The sequence below is a fragment of the Pseudomonas sp. LBUM1660 genome (assembly GCF_059695935.1).
Genome location: NZ_CP166795.1, coordinates 2554707 through 2579681, shown reverse-complemented (window position 1 = coordinate 2579681; position 24975 = coordinate 2554707). Strand labels below are relative to the sequence as shown.

The 24975-nt window shown below is 55.2% G+C and carries 24 protein-coding genes; 14 read left to right on the top strand and 10 right to left on the bottom strand.

The window, feature by feature from the left end; all coding sequences use genetic code 11:
- The first annotated feature begins 6 nt into the window (after positions 1-6).
- Together ACA068_RS12150 and hglS are read left to right on the top strand one after the other, a co-directional pair.
- Positions 7-954, top strand: a complete 948-nt coding sequence (locus ACA068_RS12150; protein ID WP_497310037.1) for an alpha/beta fold hydrolase — start codon at positions 7-9, stop codon at positions 952-954.
- Between the two features lie 164 nt (positions 955-1118).
- Entirely contained in the window at positions 1119-2504 is a 1386-nt protein-coding gene (gene hglS, locus ACA068_RS12145) for a 2-oxoadipate dioxygenase/decarboxylase HglS (RefSeq protein WP_497310036.1), read from the top strand.
- Positions 2505-2652: 148 nt separating this feature from the next.
- On the opposite strand, the gene ACA068_RS12140 is transcribed toward hglS, so the two are convergent.
- Entirely contained in the window at positions 2653-3330 is a 678-nt protein-coding gene (locus ACA068_RS12140) for a type 1 glutamine amidotransferase domain-containing protein (protein ID WP_497310035.1), read from the bottom strand.
- 415 nt (positions 3331-3745) lie between these two features.
- Here ACA068_RS12140 and ACA068_RS12135 point away from each other — a divergent pair, with 415 nt between their 5' ends.
- The 12 genes from ACA068_RS12135 to ACA068_RS12080 all read left to right on the top strand — a co-directional run bounded on the left by ACA068_RS12135 (position 3746) and on the right by ACA068_RS12080 (position 15368).
- The gene (locus tag ACA068_RS12135; protein ID WP_054051032.1) at positions 3746-4261 is read left to right on the top strand and encodes an Hcp family type VI secretion system effector; all 516 of its coding nucleotides are present in this window, start codon (positions 3746-3748) and stop codon (positions 4259-4261) included.
- Between the two features lie 131 nt (positions 4262-4392).
- Entirely contained in the window at positions 4393-6435 is a 2043-nt protein-coding gene (locus ACA068_RS12130) for a type VI secretion system Vgr family protein (RefSeq protein ID WP_497310034.1), read from the top strand.
- Positions 6428-7327, top strand: a complete 900-nt coding sequence (locus ACA068_RS12125) for a DUF4123 domain-containing protein (RefSeq protein WP_497310033.1) — start codon at positions 6428-6430, stop codon at positions 7325-7327. The genes ACA068_RS12130 and ACA068_RS12125 overlap by 8 nt, the downstream gene beginning before the upstream one ends.
- Positions 7324-10644, top strand: a complete 3321-nt coding sequence (locus tag ACA068_RS12120) for a toxin VasX (RefSeq protein WP_497310032.1) — start codon at positions 7324-7326, stop codon at positions 10642-10644. Before ACA068_RS12125 ends, ACA068_RS12120 begins: the two co-directional genes overlap by 4 nt.
- Positions 10614-11771 carry a DUF6708 domain-containing protein gene (locus ACA068_RS12115; protein WP_497310031.1) on the top strand — a complete coding sequence of 386 codons (1158 nt, stop codon included), beginning with the start codon at positions 10614-10616 and terminating at the stop codon, positions 11769-11771. Before ACA068_RS12120 ends, ACA068_RS12115 begins: the two co-directional genes overlap by 31 nt.
- Before the next feature lie 81 nt (positions 11772-11852).
- Positions 11853-12701, top strand: coding sequence for a hypothetical protein (locus ACA068_RS12110; RefSeq protein ID WP_497310030.1), 849 nt, complete (start codon positions 11853-11855; stop codon positions 12699-12701).
- Complete coding sequence (locus ACA068_RS12105) at positions 12698-12967, top strand: hypothetical protein (RefSeq protein ID WP_497310029.1); 270 nt, start codon at positions 12698-12700, stop codon at positions 12965-12967. Before ACA068_RS12110 ends, ACA068_RS12105 begins: the two co-directional genes overlap by 4 nt.
- A gap of 171 nt (positions 12968-13138) precedes the next feature.
- Entirely contained in the window at positions 13139-13609 is a 471-nt protein-coding gene (locus ACA068_RS12100) for a hypothetical protein (RefSeq protein ID WP_497310028.1), read from the top strand.
- 77 nt (positions 13610-13686) lie between these two features.
- Positions 13687-14157, top strand: coding sequence for a hypothetical protein (locus ACA068_RS12095; protein WP_497310027.1), 471 nt, complete (start codon positions 13687-13689; stop codon positions 14155-14157).
- Between the two features lie 7 nt (positions 14158-14164).
- Positions 14165-14428: a hypothetical protein gene (locus ACA068_RS12090; RefSeq protein WP_497310026.1), complete on the top strand. Its 264-nt coding sequence runs from the start codon at positions 14165-14167 to the stop codon at positions 14426-14428.
- A gap of 71 nt (positions 14429-14499) precedes the next feature.
- A complete protein-coding gene (locus tag ACA068_RS12085; protein WP_497310025.1) occupies positions 14500-14775 on the top strand; it encodes a hypothetical protein in 276 nt (91 codons plus the stop codon).
- A gap of 95 nt (positions 14776-14870) precedes the next feature.
- Positions 14871-15368 carry a hypothetical protein gene (locus ACA068_RS12080; protein WP_497310024.1) on the top strand — a complete coding sequence of 166 codons (498 nt, stop codon included), beginning with the start codon at positions 14871-14873 and terminating at the stop codon, positions 15366-15368.
- A 103-nt stretch (positions 15369-15471) separates the two neighbouring features.
- Here the strand turns inward: ACA068_RS12080 and ACA068_RS12075 are convergent, their stop codons facing one another.
- The 9 genes from ACA068_RS12075 to ACA068_RS12035 all read right to left on the bottom strand — a co-directional run bounded on the left by ACA068_RS12075 (position 15472) and on the right by ACA068_RS12035 (position 24737).
- The gene (locus ACA068_RS12075; protein WP_497310576.1) at positions 15472-16293 is read right to left on the bottom strand and encodes a VanW family protein; all 822 of its coding nucleotides are present in this window, start codon (positions 16291-16293) and stop codon (positions 15472-15474) included.
- 340 nt (positions 16294-16633) lie between these two features.
- Entirely contained in the window at positions 16634-17212 is a 579-nt protein-coding gene (locus tag ACA068_RS12070) for a hypothetical protein (RefSeq protein ID WP_497310023.1), read from the bottom strand.
- 86 nt (positions 17213-17298) lie between these two features.
- Positions 17299-17472: a hypothetical protein gene (locus tag ACA068_RS12065; protein ID WP_497310022.1), complete on the bottom strand. Its 174-nt coding sequence runs from the start codon at positions 17470-17472 to the stop codon at positions 17299-17301.
- Positions 17473-17483: 11 nt separating this feature from the next.
- Positions 17484-17726 carry a hypothetical protein gene (locus ACA068_RS12060; protein WP_109632873.1) on the bottom strand — a complete coding sequence of 81 codons (243 nt, stop codon included), beginning with the start codon at positions 17724-17726 and terminating at the stop codon, positions 17484-17486.
- A 126-nt stretch (positions 17727-17852) separates the two neighbouring features.
- Positions 17853-18908, bottom strand: a complete 1056-nt coding sequence (locus ACA068_RS12055) for a lipocalin-like domain-containing protein (RefSeq protein ID WP_497310021.1) — start codon at positions 18906-18908, stop codon at positions 17853-17855.
- Complete coding sequence (locus tag ACA068_RS12050) at positions 18898-21369, bottom strand: FtsX-like permease family protein (protein ID WP_497310020.1); 2472 nt, start codon at positions 21367-21369, stop codon at positions 18898-18900. Before ACA068_RS12050 ends, ACA068_RS12055 begins: the two co-directional genes overlap by 11 nt.
- 1 nt (position 21370) lies before the next feature.
- Positions 21371-22039 carry an ABC transporter ATP-binding protein gene (locus ACA068_RS12045; RefSeq protein ID WP_497310019.1) on the bottom strand — a complete coding sequence of 223 codons (669 nt, stop codon included), beginning with the start codon at positions 22037-22039 and terminating at the stop codon, positions 21371-21373.
- 87 nt (positions 22040-22126) lie between these two features.
- Positions 22127-22828, bottom strand: coding sequence for a hypothetical protein (locus tag ACA068_RS12040; RefSeq protein ID WP_497310018.1), 702 nt, complete (start codon positions 22826-22828; stop codon positions 22127-22129).
- Between the two features lie 211 nt (positions 22829-23039).
- Positions 23040-24737: a sulfatase-like hydrolase/transferase gene (locus ACA068_RS12035; protein WP_497310017.1), complete on the bottom strand. Its 1698-nt coding sequence runs from the start codon at positions 24735-24737 to the stop codon at positions 23040-23042.
- Between the last annotated feature and the right edge of the window lie 238 nt (positions 24738-24975).

Here is a 24975-nt window from a genome sequence, read left to right as displayed (position 1 = left end):
TGCCTGATGCTTGTGTTGGTTGTCCTTATCGCGGTTTTTGTGGCCTGGAGCTGGCTGAGTTACCCGGCCATCGGCTACTGGCTCTATGACCTGAATATGGCCCTGGAAGCCAAGCTGTATCGCCTGCACAAAATCGTCGTACCGATCACGGAAATGACCGTCTCGACCTGGCAAGGTGGGCCATACGAAGCGTCCAGCAGTGTGTTGATGCTGCACGGCTACAGCGCCGACAAGAACATCTGGCTGCGCTTCGCCCGGCACTTTGTCGGCAACTATCGGGTGATCATCCCCGACATCGCCGGCCACGGCGAAACCGGGTTCAAGGCCGGTGGCGGCTACGACATCCCGCTGCAGGCCAAGCGGATGATCCAACTGCTGGACGTTTGCGGAGTCGAAAAAGTCCATGTGATCGGCAACTCGATGGGCGGTTACATCGCGGCGTGGCTGGCGGCGACTTACCCGGACCGGATTGCCTCCGTCGCCCTGATCGACCCGGCCGGCGTCACGGCCCCCGAGGCCAGTGACCTGGAGCGACATCTGGCCAAGGGGCACAACCCGTTTTTGATTCATTCACGGGAAGAATTCCGGCACTTCTACGCCATGACCATGGCGGAACCGCCGTGGGTGCCGGGCGTGGTGCTGGACGCCATCGCCCAGCGATATGAACAGAGTCGCGATGAGCTGGAAGAAATCTTCAACGACTTTCGCGCCAGCCCGCCGATGGAACCGAAACTGCCCGACATCAAGTGCCCGGCGCTGCTGCTGTGGGGGCGCAAGGACCGTCTGATCGATGTCAGCAGCGTGGCCGTCTGGAGCAAAGGCATTGCTGATTTGCGCGTGGACATCTGGGACCACATTGGCCATATGCCGATGGTCGAACAACCGGCCAATACCGCGCGGTTGTATCGGGAGTTCCTCGGATCGCTGCGCTCGGAAAGCCGTTCGCACCTGTAATCCCGGCCCCAATGTAGCTGCCCTGTGGCGAGGGGGCGGCTACAGATCGGTTGTGCGTCAGTCCTTGGCAGAATGAAGTCCGTAAGATTCTTCGTTTGTCGGCGTTGCAGAAGGCTGCGATCTTTTCCTACATCCTTCACGTCACCGCGCCAGGAATTTTTTTCATGAGCCACCCAAGCTTCGTCAGCCCTGACCTGATCCGCCAACGCTTTTCCAAAGCGATGTCCGACATGTACCGCGAAGAAGTGCCGCTGTACGGCGCGTTGATGAAACTGGTGGAGCAGACCAACCGTCACGTGCTCGACAGCGATCCGCAGGTGGCCCGCCAGCTGAACAGCACCGGCGAAATCGAGCGGCTGGACCTGGAACGTCACGGCGCAATCCGCGTCGGCACCGCTGGCGAACTGGCCACCCTCGCCCGATTGTTTGCGGTCATGGGCATGCAACCCGTGGGCTATTACGACCTGACCCCGGCCGGTGTCCCGGTGCACTCCACCGCGTTCCGCGCCGTGCACGAAGCCGCCTTGCAAGTCAGCCCGTTCCGGGTGTTCACCTCCCTGCTGCGCCTGGAACTGATCGAAGACCTGGAACTGCGAGCCTTCGCTCAATCGGTGCTGGATAAACGCCAGATCTTCACCCCGACAGCCCTTGCCCTGATCGACCGCGCCGAAACCGCAGGCGGTCTGACCGAACAAGAGGCCCAGGACTTCGTCGAGCAGGCGCTGGAAACCTTCCGCTGGCACCACAGCGCCACGGTCACCGCCGAGCAGTACCAGAAACTCAGCGCACAGCATCGCCTGATCGCCGACGTAGTCGCGTTCAAAGGCCCGCACATCAATCACCTGACGCCGCGTACCCTCGACATCGACATCGTCCAGGCGCAAATGCCCGCCCACGGCATCACGCCCAAAGCTGTCATCGAAGGCCCGCCTCGCCGCCAGTGCCCGATCCTGCTGCGCCAGACCAGTTTCAAGGCGCTCGACGAGCCGATTGCCTTCACCGACCAAGCCGGGACACGCGGCAGCCACAGCGCACGCTTCGGCGAAATCGAACAACGCGGCGCGGCGCTCACGCCGAAAGGCCGGGCACTTTACGACCGCCTGCTTAACGCAGCCCGTGATGAGTTGCAGGACTTCCCCAACGAAGCCAATGCCGCACGTTACAACGCGCTGATGACGCAGCACTTTGCAGAATTCCCTGACACGTATGAAGGCATGCGCCAACAGGAACTGGCGTACTTTCGCTATTTCATCACGGAAAAAGGTCTGGAGGCGGATGAGCTGAAATCCTTGACCCTGGACGACCTGCTCAGCGGCGGGTATTTGCGGGTCGAACCGTTGGTGTATGAAGATTTTCTGCCGGTCAGCGCGGCGGGGATTTTCCAGTCGAACCTGGGGGATGCTGCGCAGGTGAATTATGGCGTGCATTCGAACCAGCAGGCCTTTGAACAGGCGCTGGGGCGGCCGACCAGTGATGAATTGGGGTTGTATGCCGAGACGCAGCGGCGCTCGATCGAGCAGTGTTTTGCCGCGTTGACTCCCGCTATCTAAGGCGCGACACGGACCTGTAGCAGCCTGCGTTCGGCTGCGCAGCAGTCGTGAAATCAGGCGCTGCGGTTTGTCAGATAAACCGCGTTTACCGGTTTACGACTGCTTCGCAGCCGAACGCAGGCTTCGCCAGCTGCTACAGGTCCGGTGTTTAGGCTAGTTTTGCCAACAACGCCTCAGCCGCAGCCTCGGACGACGCAGGGTTCTGGCCGGTGATCAGCAGGCCATCGGTGAGCACATAACTCGCCCAATCCGCGCCCTTTGAATACTCGCCCCCCTTCTCCTTCAGCATGTCCTCCACCAGAAACGGCACGACCTTCGTCAGTTGAACCGCCTCTTCCTCAGAATTGGTGAAACCCGTGACTCGCTTGCCTTTGACCAATGGCTGGCCATCCGCACCTTTGACGTCACGCAACACACCCGGTGCATGGCAGACCGCCGCGACCGGCTTGCCCGCCTTGATGAACGCTTCAATCAGCGAGATCGAATAGCTGTCTTCGGCCAAGTCCCACAATGGACCGTGACCGCCGGGATAAAACACGGCGTCGTAATCTTCGGGTCTGACGGTGCTCAGTACAGCCGTGGAAGCCAATGCGGACTGCGCCGCGGAGTCTTTGCGAAAGCGATCAGTGGCAGCCGTTTGCGCATCCGGCTCGTCGCTTTTCGGGTCCAGCGGCGGCTGGCCACCCTTGGGCGAGACCAGGGTCAGTTGTGCGCCAGCATCCTTGAACGCAAAGTACGGTGCGGCGAATTCTTCCAGCCAGAAGCCGGTTTTCTTGCCCGTGTTACCCAATTGATCGTGGGACGTTAAAACCATCAGGATTTTCATGTCGTTCACACTCCACTTCCAGGTTGTTCGGACGCTCGACGGCGCTGTTTTTATGGACCACCCGGCCCGTCGATTCGTTGCACCGGATGCCACATGCCTTTCAGTGATGGCGCAAAGCCTTGCTGCGCAAGAAGTTGCGCACCCCTTGTGTCGAATGGCCCTCGCGAGGCGCTGATCGCCCGGCCTGTCAGGCCTTCCAGTCAAGTGCGCAAGAAGTTGCGCAGTGGTGCGCAAGTTCTTGCGCACATTCCTTCGTATTGCTGATTGGCCATCTTTCCAAGGATCTACAAACAACCGCAAACACTTGATTTACTTAGCTTTGTCCATTTCTGGCACGGACCTTGATTACAGTCAGGCACCCACCGGGCGATACCGCCTCCCGGGCACCTCACTTTATTCAGCAAGGAGCACATCCATGGCTACTCCAGCGTACATGTCCGTCACTGGCGAAAAACAAGGTCTGATCACTGCCGGCGCGTTCACCGCCGACTCGGTTGGCAACACTTACCAAGAAGGTCACGAAGACCAGGTCATGGTTCAGGCTTTCAGCCACGACGTGATCATCCCGCGTGACCCACAGTCCGGCCAACCGACCGGTCAGCGCGTTCACAAGCCAGTCGTGATCACCAAGGTCTACGACAAGGCTTCGCCACTGCTGCAAGCCGCTCTGACTTCCGGCGAGCGCATGAGCGAAATCGTTATCCAGTGGTACCGCACTTCGGCTCAAGGTACCCAAGAGCACTACTACACCACCAAACTGGAAGACGCGATCATCGTCGCCATCAACAACAAAATGCACAACTGCCAGGATCCGTCGAACTCGCACTTCACCCACCTGGAAGAAGTACAGTTCACCTACCGCAAAATCACCTGGACCCACGAAGTATCCGGTACTTCGGGTTCCGATGACTGGCGTCAGCCGGTCGCCTAAGTCAGGCCGACCGTCACAAGCATCGGCCAGCTCTGCTGGTCGATGTTGTTTCCGCCCTTCCAGAATTTCGCGTCCGTTGACCCGGTTTCCGGGTGTCAGCGCATGCCGCAGCACTGCACGAGGAACAAGGGATGTTCGCGCCGGCCAATCAGACTCACTTTGCCCTGACCATCGAAGGTCTTTCCAGCGACTTCCAGGTCTTTTCCCTGCAAGGTCGGGAAGCCATCAGCCAGCCTTTTGTGTTTGAGGTGGAGCTGGTCAGTGAACAGCCGTCCCTGGACCTCGAAACGCTGCTGCACAAACCGGCCTTTTTGCAGCTCTCGCCTGACGGCAGCGGCATCCATGGCCAGATCTATCGCGCCGCCCAGGGTGATTCCGGCAAACGCCTGACCCGCTACGCGGTGACCCTGCGCCCGCAACTGTCCTACCTCGCGCACCGCATCAACCAGCGCATCTTCCAGAACCTCAGCGTGCCGAAAATCATCGGCATGGTCCTTGAAGAGCACGGCATCCAAAGCAATGCCTATGAATTCAAAGTCGGGGCGATCTATCCCGAGCGCATTTACTGCGTTCAGTACGATGAATCGGACCTGCAGTTCATCCAGCGCCTGTGCGAGGAAGAAGGTATCCACTACCACTTCCAGCACAGCGCCACGGCCCACAAGCTGGTGTTCGGCGATGACCAGACGGTGTTCCCGAAACTCGCACCCGTGGCCTACCAGCAAGACTCCGGCATGGTCGCCAACGACCCGGTGATCAAGCGCTTCGACCTGCGCCTGGAAACCCGCACCAGCCGCACCACCCGCCGCGACTACGACTTCGAAAAACCGCGCATCACCCTCGAAAGCGAAAACCGTGGCGACGCCCTGCCCGACCTCGAAGACTACGACTACCCCGGTCGTTTCATCGACCGTGAGCGCGGCAAACACCTGGCCAAGCGCAACCTGGAACGTCACCGCAGCGACTTTCAACTCGCCGAAGGCAAAAGCGATCAGCCGTTGCTGGTCAGCGGCCATTTCCTGGCCCTGACCCAACACCCGAAAGCCAAATGGAACGACCTGTGGCTGCTGACTGAAGTCCTGCACGAAGGCAAACAGCCGCAGGTGCTGGAAGAGTCGGTAACCAGCGACACCACTAGCCTCAAGGGCGATTTCCACCAGGGTTACCGCAACCGCTTCCAGGCCACCCCGTGGGACGTGCCAAACCGCCCGCCGCTAACGCAGAAAAAGCCGCGCATCCTCGGCAGCCAAAGCGCCGTGGTCACCGGGCCCAAGGGTGAAGAAATCCACTGCGACCAGTACGGTCGGGTCAAAGTGCAATTCCACTGGGACCGCGAAGGCCAGGCCGACGACAAAACCAGCTGCTGGCTGCGCGTCTCCTCCGCCTGGGCCGGCGCCCACTACGGCGGCATCGCCATCCCGCGGATCGGCATGGAAGTCCTCGTCACCTTCCTCGAAGGCGACCCCGACCAACCGCTGATCAGCGGCTGCCTGTACCACAAGGAAAACGTCGTCCCCTACCCGCTGCCGGCGAACAAAACCCGCAGCACCTTCAAAACCCTGAGCTCCAAGGGCGGTGGCGGCTTCAACGAACTGCGCATCGAAGACAAAAAGGGCCAGGAACAGATCTTCCTGCACGCCCAGCGCGATTGGGACGAAAACGTCGAGCACGACCAGAAAATCCGCGTCGGCAACGAACGCCACGACACCGTCGAGCAAAACAGCTACAGCGAATTCAAGGCCGAAGAACACCACACCGTCTACGCCGACCGCAAAGTCGAGGCCAGGGCGAACGACCACCTGACCGTGGGCGTCAATCAGCACATCAAGATCGGCACCGGGCAATTCATCGACGCGGGTCAGGAGATTCACCTGAGCAGCGGCATGAAAGTCGTGTTGGAAGCGGGCAGTGAACTGACCCTGATCGGGGGTGGCAGCTTTATCAAGATCGATGCTGGTGGCGTGACCCTGAGCGGGCCGGTGATCAACATGAACTCGGGGGGTGGGCCGGGTAGCGGGACGGGGGCTGCGCCGTTGTTGCCGGGGGTGTTGAAGCAGGCGGATGCGGATAAGGCTGGGCAATTGTTGGTGCCGGCACAGCGGCAAGCGCTGATGCAGAAGAAGCCAATTTGCGCGATTTGCGAGAAGGCCAAATTGGAGGCGCAAAATGCTTAAGTCCGAGTGGCCACTGGAAAATGGGTTGCCTCAAGGATTGCCGTGGAATGGCACGGTCGGTTTGCTGCTGGATGGCGTCAGCGTCGAAAAACTGCCCCAGCACCTTTATCAATGGTCGGACGATCCGGTGTTCGAGCCCCTCTATCTCGGCACCCAATGGGCTGCATTGGGCGACGTTTCGCCGTGTCTGGTTCAGATAAAAGCGCAGAACAATCCCATCCTCGCGAAATTTCTGGCAGAGCCCCGCCAGGAATGGGGCTACCTGGTGTTCAGCGATCAACCCTGGGCACAAATGGTCGAGCACTTTCGCTGGCTGACCAGCGTCATGCACCCTCAGGGTGAAGAAGTCCTGCTGCGCGTCGCCGACCCTGCCGTAACCCACGCATTGCTCAGCCACGCCGAGAGCATCAAGGCCCCTACCCTGTTCGGTCCTTGTTCGCAGATCGTCTCCGCCGACGCGGCGCTGGGGTGCTGGCACATCAACCAACGACCGGGCAAAGCAGCCGAGCCGAATCACAGCAAACGCTACCGCTTGAGCAACGAACAACTCAGCCAGCTGGATGAAGTAAATTTCCGCAGCATCGTCCTGCGCCTCGACGCGCACATGCGCGAATACTTTCCGTCCTATCAGTCGCAATCGACGCCGTTGCAGCGTTGGGAACACCTGCACGCTTTGGCTTCGACCTCGTATGATCACGGCTTCAACACCGAACTCGACATCACACTTTATGCCAACATTCACGGGTTTCTCGGTGAGCGAGCGCTGGAGGAGCATCCAGATCTGGATGCAATACTGAAGACCCCTTCGGAACAAACGCCCGCTCAGCGACTCGAACGGGTCGCTGATATTGCCCAGGAACGGGCTGAAACCCCGCTAAGGAGCCAAGGATGACAACGCCAACATCAACCGGCAAAAGCCCGAACCACGTTGCGAAAAGCCGGGACGACGGCAAGTGTGCCATGGGCGGCTGCTCGCTGATGAAGGCTAAAATCCAGCTCATCCCACTGCGTTACGGTCTGGTCGAACGACTCGACCCGTCCAGCGCACTGGCGATGCCGTACATAACAACTTCTCGCCCACTAGGCATTCGCTTGATGCGCGACGGATGGCTCTACGTCATCGTCGACAAAAAACCTCAAGCCGTCATGCACGAATACCGAATCCAGAACGGCATCGTGACCCAACTGCTATGGGAAAAAGGCGAAATCACCGCCAACACACGCGAAAGCAACGTGGGCGAAGCCGTGCTGGTCTTCCCGCGTTTGAGCAAGCTCTACGTCAACTACTCCGAAGTGCAATGGACCGCCGCCAAATGCGCGCAGGTCATCAAGCACAAGTCTGAACGTGAGTACTTCATGCAAAAGGTCGATCTCACCAATGCAGACCCTGAGAAAGGCGCCGCTAATCTACTGACTCCAAGTCAGGCGGAAAAGTGGATTGCGGAGATTGCGGAACAGCCGAGTAAAGATCCAGCGGCCACGGGCGCTAAGCCTGAGGAGAACAAAGACTATCTCTGGGAGCAAGCGTCGCACTTCAAAAAGACTCAGCTGGGTGCGCTGAAAAAACAGGTCAAGGCAGAAAACGAGCGTGACCATCTTTATATGGTCATACAGGATGACATCGGCGTGCTGCGCGATCTCGCTGAGCATCAGGATTTGGTCACTGGCTGGATCAGTGACTGGAGTGACGCTGAGGCCAATCAAAAGAAGTATGTGTTTGGTTGCTACATCGAAACGTTGTACACCGTAACCGGCGAAACCATTCTGAATGCCGCCCAAGGCGACCCACGTTTTGCCAAACTCAAGGACGAAACAAGCGAAGAGCAACGGCAATCCATCGTCGACTACGTCAACGTTAAAAATCAAACCCAGTACTCAGGCGCTGGTACGCATCGTGGGGCTATTGCAGCTTCAAAGTCGCGGATGCGTACGAGTCTTGGACCTTTGCATTCCAAGTACGAAGACCTGATCGAGACTATCGAAGAAAATGCGGATGACGCGCTCGACGGCGCGAAAATGGGGCAACAGGGCATCAACGATCTGATTGATCGGCCCGCTATGGAAGCCTTTCTGAAACAGCAACGCGCCCAACTCAGTCGTTGGAACAAACGGCTGGACCTGATCAGTGACGATCGAGCAAATCTGATCAGTGAAGAACGCTTCCAACGCTCAGCCTGGTATTTCGATCCCAAATTTGGCGATCAACTCGACACAACTCTCGCTACTGAATATGCCTGTATGAGAGACATTTGCCGGACAGACAAAGCGACTGAAAAGCTTGCCGATCTGATCGAGAAACAGCCGGGTTTTACCGTACCAACCTTCTTCACATTGAGCTTGACTGATCAGAAGGATATGCACGCAAAGGTCACATCGTTCATCAAGTCCCTGCGCGATACCTATATGGCCAAGGACGACTATCAGGGTGCGCAGGCACTCAGCGGAAAATTTGGCAATTTGCTCACGCAGAATCTCGCAGCAGCAATGCAATTGAGTGAAAACGGCATTGTGCTCGGTCAGTTGCGCGACACGGCGTATGAGCCGGCAAAGCAATTGCGCCTGGCAGGAGCGCTGGATGAGGCCATGCAAGCGCTACGCAGTGGCCAGCCGCTAGATCCATCAAAAGTATTGCGCCGAATTCCTGGTTCGGCCTGGATAGATGTTCTGCGAGCCTTCGGTAAGGGAGGTATTACGTTGGAGTTTGCCTCTGCGAATCAAATTGCCACGTTCAAAGCTGATATAGCCAAACTGACAGATCTGCGCCAGCAAATGACCTCGCTGAAAAATCAGATTCGGCAAACCCTGGCTGATGAACGTAAAGGAAGGTCACCAAAAGGCGGTTACAAAACCTTGGTATCTCGCCGCAAAGCCATTCAACAGACTGTCGCTCCCCTTGAAGGGCGGATAGCTCAGGCCATGAGTCCCGTTGGTGACGGACCGGGCAAGGCGGCCTTCAAGATCAAAGGGCTTAACAATGCTCAGGTGCTTGAGTTTGAGCGGATGGCCGATGACTATCGGCTCAAGCGTCCGTATAAAGGTTTGACTGGAGAAGTTTTCAAATCAGTGGGTGGCGATGTGTTTGCTTCGGCTGCATTTGTCATGCAAACGATAAATTTCTACCAAGTTTTTATCGAAGCACGTTCTAAAGCCGTGTGGGATACCGCAGATACTCTATCTTTCTTTAACGCCCTATTTTCTACGGTAGGAGGCGGTTTGGCTGCTGCACAGGGTATTGCCATTACAAGTCTTTCTGTCGCTATCAAAAATTACACAAGCGCCGCCGGCAAAATCAAATTGGCCGCCAAATTAGGGAAAATCACCGGAGCATTGAGCCCATTTGCCTACATATTCAGCGCAGTTGCCGCAGGAACAGGTATGTATGGTGAAAAAGGATCGGCTGCCAAATGGACAGAGGCGTTACGTTCAGGGAATGGTGCCAAGTTGACAGGCGCCAGCATGACATTAGCTGGTGACTCTGGACAACTTGCGCTCAATGGTTGGGCCTTCGCCAGGAGTGGCCAATCAATTTATGAGGCGTTTACCACTGTAAATCAAGCACGTGCGCTGGTTTGGGTCAAAGCGGGTGGTCAACTGTTGAGCATTGCTGCCAAAGCCAACTTGATTGGCCTGGTGCTTACTGGTCTGCAATTGGGCGGAGAGTGGCTGTACAACCGAAACAACAAAACAGCTTTGGATACTTGGTTGCAAAAAGGCCCTTGGGGTAAGCAGAGCGCCAACCGCAGTCTGATTGAGGAGCGCCTACTGCTTGCCGACATAACGGCAGCACCGCAGGTAGCGTTGCAGACGATAAACAACAAGCCTATGGCGGTACTGCGCATACCGGGAATTACGGCTCGTGAACTAAATGATGTAGAGTTTGGCGTGAGCGCTTACTGGCTGACAAACCACCAACGTAATGATTGGGAGGCATGGAGCGAGCCGCTGCTTTATCAATTCAACTTGCTCAGTGCTCCGGATGAACCGCTTAGATTAGGCATGGACATTTTCCAACACGAAGCCAATGCCCAACATGGTTTGGCTATCGCCCTACGCTATCACCCCGTTGCTGGCGATAAATCCTTCCGAGAGAAACGCTTCGAAACTACGACGTTGAACGCGCAAAATGGCAAACTATTTTCGGCTGTCTCTGTTTTGAAGTCGCGCACAACCGATGCCCCATGGCTATTGGTCAACAGCGACTTCCTGTAGCTGCCCGACTCACCACTTTCCGGTTGAATAACATGCCATCCAAATCAATGAATAACGATGAATTTAATCTCAAGCACCAGCGCCCCGTCGCTGGTGAATCTCGACGTTTTATTACTGGCGAAGCAGTGTTTTTCTCGCCACTCCCCGTCCCTACCGGCCAAATGCCAATGGATTTGGGGGGAAGCTTCCTTGATGTCAACGACACTTACCTGGACGTAGGTAGCAGTAACGTCAATAAGGCATTCCAAACCAGGGTTATGATCGCAAGCAGCATGCTCATACTGATTGTGGGTTTAATAATCGGCCCCTTCATCGCCGGGCTAATGAGTTTCGGTGATCCCTATGGCAGATCATTTACACATATTTTCATAGAATTTTTTCCTACCGGCGCTGCAATCGGCGCTTGGGGAGCAGCAGGAGCCACAGTTCTGGGGCTCTACGTTGTCATCAGCACTACCCTAGCCAAAGTCCATACCCGTCCGATACGCTTCAATAGACAACGCCGCGAAGTCTGTTTTTTTGCTAATGGTTCTGACGAGCCGGTCATCCAACCTTGGGAAGAAATGGTGTCCTGGCTTTCTGTCAGTACTGGTGTGACTGGGGTCGGCGTCATGAGTACTTATACTTTTGGCATGGCATTTGACGACCCTAAAACAGATACCGTCCATTTTGTGAACCAGGGAGTAATGACTCCAGTTCATGGTTTGGGTAAATGGGAGGCGATACGTGTTTACATGGAAAGAGGGCCACAACACTGTCCCGGTAAAGCACCGTACGAAGGCCGGCATACGTTTGATAAAGAGCGCGGAGATATGATTGAGGAGTACCAACATAATGAGCGCTCCGCGTTAGGTGTTGGCTGGTGGTATTTCACTCATGTAATCACCTTATGGCGCTTTCCGTATTGGGTTGCTGAATGGGATCATCGTTTCAGTATGAAATCTCTGCCGGACTCCATTGCTGAGTGGTCAAAGTCTATACCGACTGAGCAATGGGCCAAGCCGAGCCATGCATTGAAAGAGCAAAGTGCCATGATCGAAAAGGCTTTTGCTCAGGGACAAGATTTCATGACGTACTTCAAAGCGAACCTAAATGAAATCAAGACAGAAGAATCGATAAATAATTGAATGGTATCGATGAGTCGCGTCCTTGATGCTTAAATATAATCGACTACCTCATGCCGGACATGCATTTTATGGTTATCCGGCATGACACCTACTTCTCCACAGTACGACAAGTTCGATATTCGACAGCAGCGCCCCATCGCTGGTGAATCTCGACGCTTTACTAATGGCGATGCGGTGTTTTTCTCGCCACTACCCGTTCCGACCGGACAAATCCCAATGGATCTCGGCGGAAGTTTTGTTGAAGTCAACGACACCTATCTGGACTTGGGTAGCAGCAATCTCACCAAGTCTTTCCAAGCACGATTGGCGGTGTCACTCCCTACAGTCGTAGTTATTGTTTGTCTATTTGTTCTCCCAACTTTGATGGGCTTCGCTGCATTCATAAATCCCTTCGGCAGAAGCTTTTGGTTTTACTTCAATGATTTTTTTGAGTTCGGAATATCACTAGCGCTCTGGTGTGGAGGGGGAGCAGCGCTGATCGGCCTGTACGCGATTATCAGCACCACAAGAAACAAAGCCCGCGCCCGCCCCATCCGATTTAACCGTCAACGCCGAGAAGTCTGTTTCTTCCCGAATGGCTCCGACGACCCCGTGATCCAGCCTTGGGAAGACACCGTTGCATGGATCTCTGTCAGCACCGGATTCACTGGAGCAGGCGTAATCAATAGCTACACCTTTGGAATGGCCATAGATGATCCCAAGGCCGATACGGTGCACTTTCTCACACAGGAGGTCATGACTCCTGTTCATGGAATAGGCAAATGGGAAGCCATACGTGCTTACACGCCTAGAAGCCCACTTGCAGGTAATGAAAAATTTGAAGGCCCAGGAAATCATCTACCGGGAGGGGCGCCAGAGATGGTGATCGATTCTATCCCTACTACCGATGCGCCTGGTGTGTCTACCATGACAGAGATTTTACTGAAATGATTACAATCCATGCTTATGTCACAAAATCCGACAGCGATTTTGTTAGAGTTAAGATTCTAGACGCAAAAACCAAAGAAAAACTTATCGATATTGGCTTCACAAACGATATCGATCTTAACGAATATAAAATCAACACACCAACCGATGAAAAAAAATCTGACGTATTTAACAAACTTAGAGAACTTGATTTTTATTTTTCTGATGGTAGAGAGTGGTGTCCTGCAGAAGTATTTGAGAGACAAGGGACTTTTAAAAGGAACTTTTAAAATGATTAGCTGGACTAGCCCTGACAAATACATTATCACAGTCGACAAATGAACCGCAAAAATGCAAAAAAAACAAACAGACGGGAAGCCCAAGATAAAAGCAAAAAGATTTATTTTCGTGAAAGAAAATAAATTCTTCCACTTTTGAGAGGATGACTGGGGAAAAACCCAATGAAAACCATGTTCGAGACTGCCCTAGATCAACATGAAATCTCCGAATTCTTCAAAGGAAATGGTATCTATTTTGCTAGAGGATCCGACTGGGGTGATCATCTACATGTAAGTAACTGGGCAGAAATATGCAATGTACTTAAAACCCAGAAAGCTACACGAAACTTACTGACGACTATATTTGAAGAGTACGCAAGATACCTCAATGAAAATTACGAAGATGCTGAAGGTCTACTTTCGAATATAACAGCCTATTACATAATAAAAACAAGGCATCCATTTCTATCCGACGACAACTACGACCTGATCAAAAGCATCGACAACAAAAGCAAAGAACAAATAGGCCGCCTATTTAGACTCCTAAGAAAAGAGCACGATATAAAAACCAAAGAGTTACAAATGCTTTCATTCGAACAACGGCTTCAAAAACTAAAAATAAACGGCTGCCCCATTGATCTTGAAAGTCTTTGAATGGCAGAAATCCGCCATTTTTTTTAGATTAGCCCACTTTTAAGTTGGAACCAATCTTATGACTGGAAACATCCTCAGTGATCAGCAATTTTGAAAAAGCATTAGACAGAGATGAATTCCCAGACTACTTCAGAGGATCCGGCATCTATTTCACAAGAGATCCTGACTGGGGTAATCAACTACACATCATCAACTGGCAGGGGCTTTGCGGCTTTCTCAAGACACAAAAAAATCCCGTCTCTATTCTAAAAACCGCGTTTGAAAAATACGTAACTACCGTAACAAACAGTCTAGAGGACGCAAACGACCTTCTCGAAAATATAGGGTGCTATTACTATATGCGAAAAAAGGCCCCAGTCTTATCTGAAAATGGTTTTGACCTAATTCTGAATATGCCTAGCAATGAAAAACAAATAATATCTAAACCCATGAAATTCCTGCATCAAGAAATAAGTAAAACGACGGACATACAGGACATCGAACTCTACAACAGTCGACTATCAAAGCTTATTCATGATGGCGGCCCTTGCGATATAGAAAGTCTTTAGAGATAAAATGAAACTCTATGACACGCTAACAAACATTTCCGAACGTTTCTCTATCGGTATAGAACTGGAAACTGAAAGGCTCTATGTCTCGATACCCGTCAGTAATCGCCTGGTGGATTACGAAGAGTATTATCAGATAGATAGAGTTGCTTATGATCTCTATATGTCTAATCCAACTGCAGCTTTAGATTTTGTTAAGCTCTGCAGGAACCGGGAAGTCGATAACCTGCTCATCTTTGCGCCTGGCACAGATCGTGGAGAGACTACATAAGTTCTGAATAACTCAAAAAAAGCCCCATAACCCACGTCTAAAATGGTTTCACACATGACAGGAGCCTTCCGATGCCTTTTGCGGATCTGCAAAATGCGGTTAAGTTTGCCGGGTTCACCGTAATCGGGTTCTCGGACCAGCGCGCATTTTTCGGCTGCTGGTCGTTGACTGTCGAAGGCCATGGAACAACCTACCTGATCGTCAATGAAGGACGCGATGGTTGGATGATTTGTTATCGCGCTAGTGCGGTGGGAACACTTACAGAGCTGGACAAGAAAGAATCGGCTTGGATGGACGATACCGATAAGGCAGCCCAATGTCTGACTTGGCTCTCTGGCCTTCCGTAACCCACAAAACGCCAAGATCCCGAAAAATCAGAAAAAGTTAGACAGTCGCCACTCGCAGAACATCTACCCTATAAATCAAACAAGCAGGATCTCTCGTGAATAAACACCAGATCAGTCTTTCAAACGGTTGGATTGCCGAATTCGAGAATCAGGGTGAATTTCGAATGTCAGCTGAAGGCTGGAATTTGGTTCTGCAGGGACCGGATCAGCGAAGCATCCAGTACTTCAGAGACAAGATCATTGTCGTGAATGATGACGATGGTACTCAGGCAAAATCATGTATTCGCCTCTCTGACGATGGCGTTTACGGTTATTTGAGCACTGGGCTGGATCAAGGTTGGGTGATTGATTTTGCACGAGGCATGATCGCTCCGCACAGGGTAAGCATCTCCCACAGCCATGACGGATATGATGAAAGCATCTCAATGTTCGAACAACCTGCCTTCAAACGTGCACGCGAGTATATAAGTGTGACCGGCAAGTATATTTATCTGACCTTCCCCCTCACTAAAGATGAAGATTTCCCTAAGGTATGGGAGGAATATCTGCGGATTCGGCGACGTCAACTGGACGAGCTTTACTTCAGGAATTGATCCGAAAGTACTGACTCAACCCTTATAGACCCGTGCTTTGGAAATCCCCCGAAAACTCTATCGACTTTCGAAAAAAATCGCGATCTTATGGTCTCCCGTATTTTTATCCATTCACGGTCAGCAAACTTTCCTCAACCTCATACTTAACAACCACCCGATTCTTATAAAGCCGCTCATTCTCCAACACCTCACTCCCCTGCCCCTTACTCCTGACCTCCCGCCAAATCTCGTTCTCCCGAAACACCCGCCCACCCTCGCGCAAAAATCGATGCCCAACCTGATAAACGTGATACCGAAACTCCCGCACCCGATCACACAACAATTCCCCCTCCAACTGCTGCTCGCCCACCTTCAACTTCAACTGAAAATGCCGATCCGTCGGGTTATGCAGCACCAAATCAACGTAGTTATAAAAAATCGCCGCCCCTGACCCAAACGGCAGCACCCGTCCTTCATCAGGAAACGGATCGAAGCTGTGGTTCGAGCGTTCAACCACCACCAGCGGCGAGTGAATGGCCATCCAGTGGATCAGGTTGCTCAGTTGGCAGATGCCGCCGCCGATGCCGCTGCGTGCTTCACCAAATGACAGTTCCATGCCTTCGACGTAACCGCGTTTACGGGTCGGTCGGCCCACCAGGCGGCAGAAGGAAAAGTATTCGCCGGGTGCGATGACTATGCCGTTTATCGATGACACGGCCAGTTTGAGGTTGATGACTTTGTTGTGTTGCAACGCAATATCGGAGTTGCCGAGTTTACGAATCAGCTTGGAGGTGTGTTTGAGGTAGCGAAACGGCAAGCGGGATTCGGCGTTGATCGATACGGCGTATTGCCGGCTGGAGAAGCGCCAGGCTATTTGCCGAAAAAGTCTTTTTTGCCACACGCGCAGCCAGTAGAAGACTGGGTGATAGAGGGAGAGTGGTTTCATCCGTGTCAGAACGGCGGTAGCCGTTTTCATCCTTGATCTGAAAAATGCCGCGCATCTTAACGTATCGCACCAATAAGGTGTTCGCCCAGTGTAATGGCCTCGGCAATCCATGCACTGGTAAAGAGCCCTGCCACTGGGCGAACGGGAAGTATTTTAATAGAAGTCGGGGAAGTTGTCCGCATACATAATCATGAAATTTATCGATACAACATTAATTAAATGTCATCTTAAATATTATTTGTACGACAACCAAAACTCACCAGTTCGACCATAAAAACTGATTGTTCTTATACAAAAAAAATGTACAAGAACAATCAATATATAGAGCTAATACTCAACTTCAGTGTTTGCTGGTCACTGTGAGGATGTCGGTGTAGGTCACGACGACACTCTGTCCAACTTTCAGGTCTTTCAATTTTGCTTGAACTTCGGGCCGTACAACGTCGATGGTCTTGGACTGGCCAGCAGGATTTTCGAAGGTCAGTTGGTTTTTCTTCACATCGATTTTTGTGATTTTCAGCTGAACCTGCACCTGACGATAGGCTTCGCCGCCCGGGTTGTCGCTGCCGGGGGCGGCGCGGACTTCGCCGGTGCGCTCGACACTGCCTGGCAGGCCTTTATCGATGTCAGTGTCGAGGTAGGCGGCGACGGCGCTGGTGACTTTCACGTCGACTTGATCGCCGACTTTCAGGTTATCGAGGTTTTTGGCCTTCTCGGTCAGTTGCACATGGACCTGACGACCTTCAGGCCCTTCCAGGACGACCTGGCGTTTAGCCGCATCGACCGAGACGACTTTGGTGGTGACCTCGTCCGCTTCCACAACGGCAGACAGCGGAATGTCCGCAGCCATAGCGCCAAGGCTGGTGGCAGACAGCAAGGTAGCGAGGGTGATGGCTTTAGTCAGTGCGTGGAGTTTCATAAGCATACTTTCCCTTCGATTGGGTGGCAGCAGACGGCTCTGGCCCGAAGGTCAGCGCCGACTGTGCAACTCAGCATAGACGCAGTTCAGGGAGTTTTTGCAGTTTCTTGAGCGGTGGATTCGCCGCTGTCGGTGCCCTTGCCGCTTTCCTTGCGCCGGGTCGGGTCGGTGGGGCGCAGGGCGTCGTTGTCGCGCTCGACTTCGCCTGGTGGTCGTGGTTCGTCGGGGTGTTTTTCGGTGTCGGGTGATGGGGGGTTCATGATGGTTCTCCTCAGGCTTCGGGATCATCGACTTCTTGTGCGACGTTCACCGCAGGCGAGTCTTTGTGGGATTGCTCGGCCTTGGCCTTTAAGGCCTGCCACTGCTCCAGATCAATGGCGCCCTGACCCAGCAAATCGTCGGCCACCCGCAGCAGTTCGCTGTAATGGGCGTCGGGGGATTGCTGCCAGTAGGCCTTGTCTTCGAACAGGCGCTGCCAGGCATCGAGGTCGGGTGGTTTGAGGTCTTCGCTCATGGGTGAGTTCCTGCGAGGCGTTCAAACGGTAGAGGCTTGCGCAACGGTTGGAGTTCCGGGGGATTTGGTGGGGAGCTAGATCAAGAGATCGCAGCCTCGTTTCACTCGACAGCTGCTACAGGGGGGTCAGTAGCCGGTCATTTCGAGATATCCGGTGCCGCCGTTGAATTGCACGGGGCCTTCCCAATAGGGAATGCGCAAATCCATCCAGGCATTGGGGTTGAGCGCCGAGATGGAGATGTCGAGATGTTTGGAGGGGATTTTAATCGCCCAGCGCACCGGCATTTGACGCCCGGCGACTTTTGCGGTGTCTTGCGGTGTGAGGCTGATGTCGGAGGCGTGCAATGACTGAGTCTGGCCTTGAGCGTCGATCCAGGTGCCTGTGAGATAAGGCGCGCCGTCCTTTTGCCGCATGCGATAAAGCATGACCTGTTCGCCGCTGTCCAGGTGCAGCGAAAACCAATCCCAACCCGTTTGATTGGCCGTCAACGGCTGGCTGCTCCATTCCCGATCAAGCCAGGCTGGACCGCTGACCTGATAAGTCTTGCCATCGATTTCCAGCGCGCCACTGGCCTGGAAAAACGGCTGGCTGTAGTAATACGACGCCTGCCCTTGTTCGGATTTCTGACTGAAACCCTTGTCGCCCTGAAGCACCAGCGGACGAGTAGATGTCAGCCGCAATTGGTAGCTGAAGCCCTTGTCCCGCGCGCTGAGTTGCAAGTCCGCCAAGGCGTCGGCACCTTGGCTGCTGAAGCGCCAATCGTCGATCCAGGCATTGAACGGCGCCAGACTCACCCCCGCCTGACCTACCCCGCCACGGGCATAGCGTTCGGCAGCGTGATGGGCCGTTGCCGACGTCACGGCCGCGTGCCCCAGCCAGATGGTCTGATTGCCCCAACCCGACTGCTCCGGCACAGCTTTCAACGCGCTGCGAAACAACGTCCATTGCACGCCAAACTCGCGCCCTTGATCGTCCTTGAGGTTGGCGGTGACGTACCACCATTCGATGCGGAAACCATCGTGGGGACCGTGGTCTGCCGGAAAGCTGAACACCCGCCCGGGCACCACCGGTGTGAATACGGAAGCCTCACCACCAAGACCTGCGAAGCCCTTCTCTTCAGGCACCGAGTTATCGCAGCCGCTCAGCAACGCCAATAACAAAAGGCCGACCTTAATCCTCATGAGCAAACGTCCTCAGCAAGTCCGCCGGCTGCGTGCGATACAGCGAATACAGCGGCCACGCCGACGCCAGTAACGTTGCGAGCAACGCCAGCCCCATCAACTGCACCAGTTGCAATGGAAACACCCGCAACGGCAATCGCCAGCCAAATGCCTGCACGTTGATCACCGTGTCCAGGCACCACGCCAACGCGATCCCCAACGGCAACGCCAGCACCAGCGTCAGCACCGCCAGCAACCAGGTTTGCCCGAGGTTGAGCAGCATCAATTGCCGCCGCGTCACGCCCAGCGCCCACAGCGGCGCGAGTTGGCCGAGGCGGCTCTGGCTCTGGGTCAGCAGGCTGATGAACAGCGCCACACCGGCGACGGCCAGGGTCAGGCTGTTGAGCGCGGCGGTGGCGGCGAAGGTGCGTTCGAACACTTGCGTGGACCAGCCCTTGAGCCGTGCCTGATCGACGATCCGGCTGTCGTCCAGGGCGAAACGTGTTTGCAGCGTTTTGAGGAATGGCGCAATCAACGCTGGCTCGATGCGCAGGTTGAAGCGATTGGGCGTGAGTTGCGGCCACCCGCGTAACAGATGGTTGCCGTTCACCAGGATGTGGCCCTTGGGATTGCCGTAGTCGGCGTAAATCCCGATGATCCGTGGCGACCACGGACCGCCCGGCGTGGGGATGGTCAGGTGATCACCGAGCCGCACCTTCAAGCGCCGGGCCAGTTGTTCGCTGAGCATCAGCGCATCGTCCTTGGCCAGGTGGTCCCAGGGGTTGTCGCCCAAAGCTTCCAGCAGCGGCCAATGCTGGCGGTAGGTCGGGTGATCGATCACGCCGAAGATATCCGCCGGCCAGCCTTGTAGCTGGATCGACACCTGCCAGTTGGGCAGCACGGCGGTCAGTGAAGGTTGCTGTTTGAGCCAGCTGTGCAGCTCTCGGGACTGGGCCGGGTTTTGCGGATTGACGTAGAGTTCGGCGATCAGGCGTTGTTCGAGCCAGTCGTTGAAGGTCTGGCGGAAACCGGCGGTCATGCTGCCGGCGCCGATGTTCGCCGCCAGCGCCAACAGCAGCGCCATCAGGGCCAGGCTCAGCGCCGGCAGTTGCTGACGGCAGTCGGCGAGAAACCATTGGCCGAGCACCGAATGACTGCGGCTCAACGCCAGGTTCAAGACCAGATTCAGCAGCACCGGCAAGGCCAGTGCGGCGCCGATCAACAGCGCCGCCATCAGCACAAAACCACTGGCCAGGCTGTCACCCCGGAACCAGGCGATGAGCACGATGACCGCGGCCAGTGCCGCGACCCAACCCTGACGCCGTAACCAGCGCGCGTGCGCCTGATGCCAGGCTTGCGGATCGGCCAGGGCCAGCAACGGCAGGCGTGCCGCCCGCAACAGACTGTTGGCACCAGCCAGCAACGCGCCGAGCAGGCTCAGGCCTACACCGCTGAACCACCACCACGGACTGAGGCTCAACTGCCCCGCCACTTCGGCGCCGTACAAACCGCGCAGGCTGGCAGCCACATCCGGCAACAGCACGCTGGCCAGCAGGTAGCCGCTGGCGACGCCGGCAATGCCGCCGATCAGCGCCAGCGCTCCCAGTTCAACCACCAGACACGTGATCAGCATTCGGGCGCTGACCCCGCAGGCGCGCAGGGTTCTGAGCAAACCTCGACGTTGCTCCAGCGCCAGCCCGATCGCGGCGTGAACGATGAACAGGCCGACCACGAAGGACAGAAACCCCAGGGCATCGAGGTTCAAGTGAAAGCTTTCAGTCAGCCGCGATAGGTTGTTTTCTTCACCGCTGGTTTTGAGCTGCAACTGGCCTTTGTATTGATCGGGCAGTGCGGCGCTGAAATCCTTGGGCAACAACAGGCGCGACAGTTGCTCCGGCAAACCAAGAATCTGCTGGGCGAAGCCGATGTCGACCAGCAACATGCCAGGGGCCATATCGGGTTGAACATGCAGCGGCGGCAGAATCTCGCCATTAGAACTCACTGGCCGTTCACCTTCGTGCAGACCCAACGCCTGCAAGGTTTGCGGCGAGATCCAGGTACGGCCCGGCGGGGTGAAAAACTCGACAATCTGCTCGATCGCCAAGGATCGCCCCGCCACCGCCGAGCCGGCCGGCAGCGACACCGGTTCGATGCCCATCAGCTGCAGACGTTGGTCCTCATGGCCCTTGAGCGTCAACCGCCCTTGCAGCACGGGCGATACCGGCCAGCCCGCGCGGCGCAGGTCGACAAACACTTGCTGGGAGAAGGTCGCACCACTGGGCGCAATGAGGCTGGCTTGCGGTTCGCCGCCGATCAACTGACTGGCTCGAGCATAGCTGTCACGCGCCTGGCTGTTCAACGCCTCTACGCCGGTCAGCAGGCTGGTGGCGAGCCAGAGCCCGGTCAGCACACTGAAAAATTGCACTGGGTGTTGCCACCAATGGCTGAGCAGCGCCCGCAGCGTTTCGCGAAAGACGCGCACCTCAGTGCTCGTCCGCGCCAGCCAGACGGCCGCGGTGCAGCACCACTTTTTCCGCCAGCCGTGCGGCAACCCGATGACTATGCGTAACCATCAACAAGGTGGTCGGACTGTCGTCGAGCAATTCCAGTAGCAACTTCAATACTTCATCGCTGGTGGCTTCATCGAGGCTGCCGGTGGGCTCGTCGGCCAGCAACAATTTCGGCTTCGACGCCAGGGCGCGGCCCAAGGCGACTCGCTGCTGTTGCCCACCGGAGAGCTGCTCCGGATAACGCCGCAGCAAATCACTCAAGCCCAGTCGCTGGACCAGGTGCGCCTGCCAGCGCGGATCATGCCGCCCGGCCAGGCGCGCCTGAAACGCCAGATTGTCCTCGACGCGCAGGCTGCCGATCAGGTTGAACTGCTGGAACACCAGGCCGATTTCGGTCCGCCGCCAATTCGCCAGTTGCCCTTCGTTCATCTGGTCCAGCCGATGTCCGCCGCTTTGAATACTGCCGCGATCGACCTTGTCCAGGCCGGCGATCAAATGCAGCAAGGTGCTCTTGCCACTGCCCGACTCACCCATCAGTGCCAGGCTACTGCCGGGTTTCAATTTCAGGTCGACACCTTGCAGCACCGGCAGCGGACCTTGCGCAGTGGCGTAGCTTTTGAAGACGCCCTGGACCTGAAGCATGAGCAAACCTGTTTGATGAACGTGGAGGCAAGGATAGCGGCCTTGCATGATTTTTGTCCGGTGCGTATCGCAGGGCTGACCGCGTCCTCAGTCTCGCAAGAGACCCGGCCAGTTTCCGTCATTCACCGGAATGGGCCCCTCCAGTAATTTGTGTGTGGTAAGTCTGTATCGGAGATACTCGTTGTTAGTCAGAAAAATATAGTAATAACTATCGAGAATTGTCCGGTCATTTTGCACCGCTGTAATCAGTCGATTCTTGTAAGGCGCAAGCCCAGGCCAGGTCGCTTCGGAAATCGGTTCGTAAACCACCCTTTTTTTATTAAGGTCAAACTCAAGGCAACAACCGTTGTTTAACAGAAAATCAAATTTTCGAGGAAACAAGGCCGTCGGATTCAAAGTCCCGGCGACAATCCGAGAGAAGTAGGGAAGTAGCGGGTGCCAGATCGAGTCGTACACAGGCTCTATACTGATCACCCGGTCAGCGTCCTGATCGTATTTGCAAAACGTTGGAACATTACCCTCATAGTAGAACAACCATAATATGTCTAAATCAAAGCCGAAGACCCCGGAGGAAGCCACACCAGCGGTGGAAAACCCGAAAATCAGCTTCTTGGCATGAAGATGGAAGTCATGCCAGTTGTCACTGGTAATGTCACGTGGGTACCCGTCAAGGACCTTGTTCTCGCTAATTACAAATCGTGAGTAAGTGTTCGTATCCTTGAAGAAAAAATAAATCTGATCTTTCCCGGCGCGCCAATCGACGGCAACAAAATTTTTGAGTAATGGCATATAAGCGTGTCTTTAATTAGTGGGTGTTAGATGCGACCAACACTAACGCAGAGCAGTACTTTTTTTATAATGCTTTTATCATCCAGATTGTTTCAATAAAGAACAAAACAGTGAGCCGCGCTTTCAGAGCCGGATCTAATGGTCTGACGCCTTATCGAGCAGTCTCCGGGCGGCGATCCGACGAAGAGACTCGTCCTCCCAACCAAAATCCTCACTGCCCCACCGCCACACTCGTAGCCGCCTGCCCCGGCGTCACAATCCTGTTCAGATCAATATGCTTCCACTCCGGCTTCGCCCCCAGCCGCGCGTTGAACCGATAGTTGAACGTAAAGTCGTCCGCAGTTGGCACGCTCAGTGGCTTGCCATAAACCGCCTCAATCCCCGCCAGGTCATACCCCATCAACTGCAGCAGCGTCGGAAAGATGTTGTAGTGACTCGACCGATCCTTGTTCGCGGCCAGCGCCTTCTGCCAATCCAGTGTGCGCAACTGATCGCCTTGAATCACCACCAGCGGCACCAGGCCCTCCTCCGCCACCGGATCACCGCCGCAGTGCAAATTCAACCCGGGATTGCCCCGTTCATGCAGGTCCTGCCCATGGTCCGAGGTGTAGATCAGCAGCGCATTGCTCATGTCTGCCTGGGCAAACACCCGTGAGAAAAACTCCCCGACGTTCCACAGCAAGGTGTTCTTGTAGGCATTGCGATAGAGCACCCAATCGTCCGGCTGACCGTTGAAACCATCGCGCTTGCCGGTGTCCGCGATCTCGACAAATTGACCACGAGGCAAGGTCGGACGATAGGCCATGAACGCATCCGGGTATTTGTCGTGCACCGGGAAATGCGCGCCCACCTTGTTGACCACCACCAGCTCGGGCTTGCCGTCATTGAGCAAATCGATCAGTTTCGCCGCGGCCGCCATGTCGCGATCACGCACGCTGGTCTGGTCGAATTGCACAAACTCGTCGATGTCCTTTTTTTCGTTCTCGTTCATCAGGTTCTGCAAGTTGCCACCGGTGCGCTGGGCATCGATGTACACGGTGCGCAGACCAGCCTTCTTCGCGTACTGCCAGATCGACGGCATCGTGCTGTTGATGCGCATGTAGTCGGCGCGAGTGCCGCCGTAGCGCAGGGTGATGTTGGTGTCGGCGCTGCAATTGGCGATGGACGCGGCGTAACCGTAATTGAAGATCGCGACGCCTGGGCGCGGTTCCTTGAGGTTGCTGTGCACACCGAACGGGGCGTTGATGTCCAGGTAGTTGCCGGAAATGCTTTCGTCGATGACCAGCACGATGTCGTGGCCCAGCGGTGCGTCGTTGCGTGCCAGGCTCACAGGCTCGCGCGGGCCGACGGTGTTGTGCAGGGCTTCATAGGTGAACAGGTTCAAATAGGCCAGCGGCGTGTACATGATCGGCAGGCCACGGGCGCCTTCGCCCGCTCGCACGAACAACACCGCACTGAGCAGCAGCACCCCGAGCACCGGCGCCGCCACCAGCAACGCACCGGGCAGCGGCATTCGCCGACGCGGCTTGAGCCCGATACCAAACAGCAGCAGCAAGCCGCCGACCACCCCGCTGATGATCGCGTCGCGGTACTGGTACGCCGCCTCCTGAATGAATCCGCCGGAATACACCAGCGACACGAAGCTGCTGTAGGTCAGGTAGTCGGCCGTAACGCGGGTATAGACATCAAAAAATACCGCCGACATAAACATCGCCAAGGCAAATAGATGACGGATCAGTGTCTGGCGAATGTACGCGGTCATGAACAGTGCCACGGTCAGCACGATAAACATCCCGCCAAACAGCAGCACCGGGAAACCCATTCCCATTGCGCTCAGGCGTTCCAGGTAATAGTCGTAGTTCTTAACTAAATAGAGAACTAAGAGCAGTTCTTTGAGGTATCGAATCATAGTATTTCCGATGCTCGAGGCCGTCCGTTGGCCAATAGATTGTCGGCCATTTTTTGACACTAGCACCGGGCCATCAAAGCGCAAGAAATGTCGGGTTTTTTCACAAAGCGTCAAAAAAACGTTGACTCAAATCTGACACACTCGAACGGCTACAACCCTTGTGTTTCATGCCCTACGACCGTTTATCGTTTTCTTCAGAATGTGAAAAACCCGTCAAAACCGCGGCAAATCCAGCAGC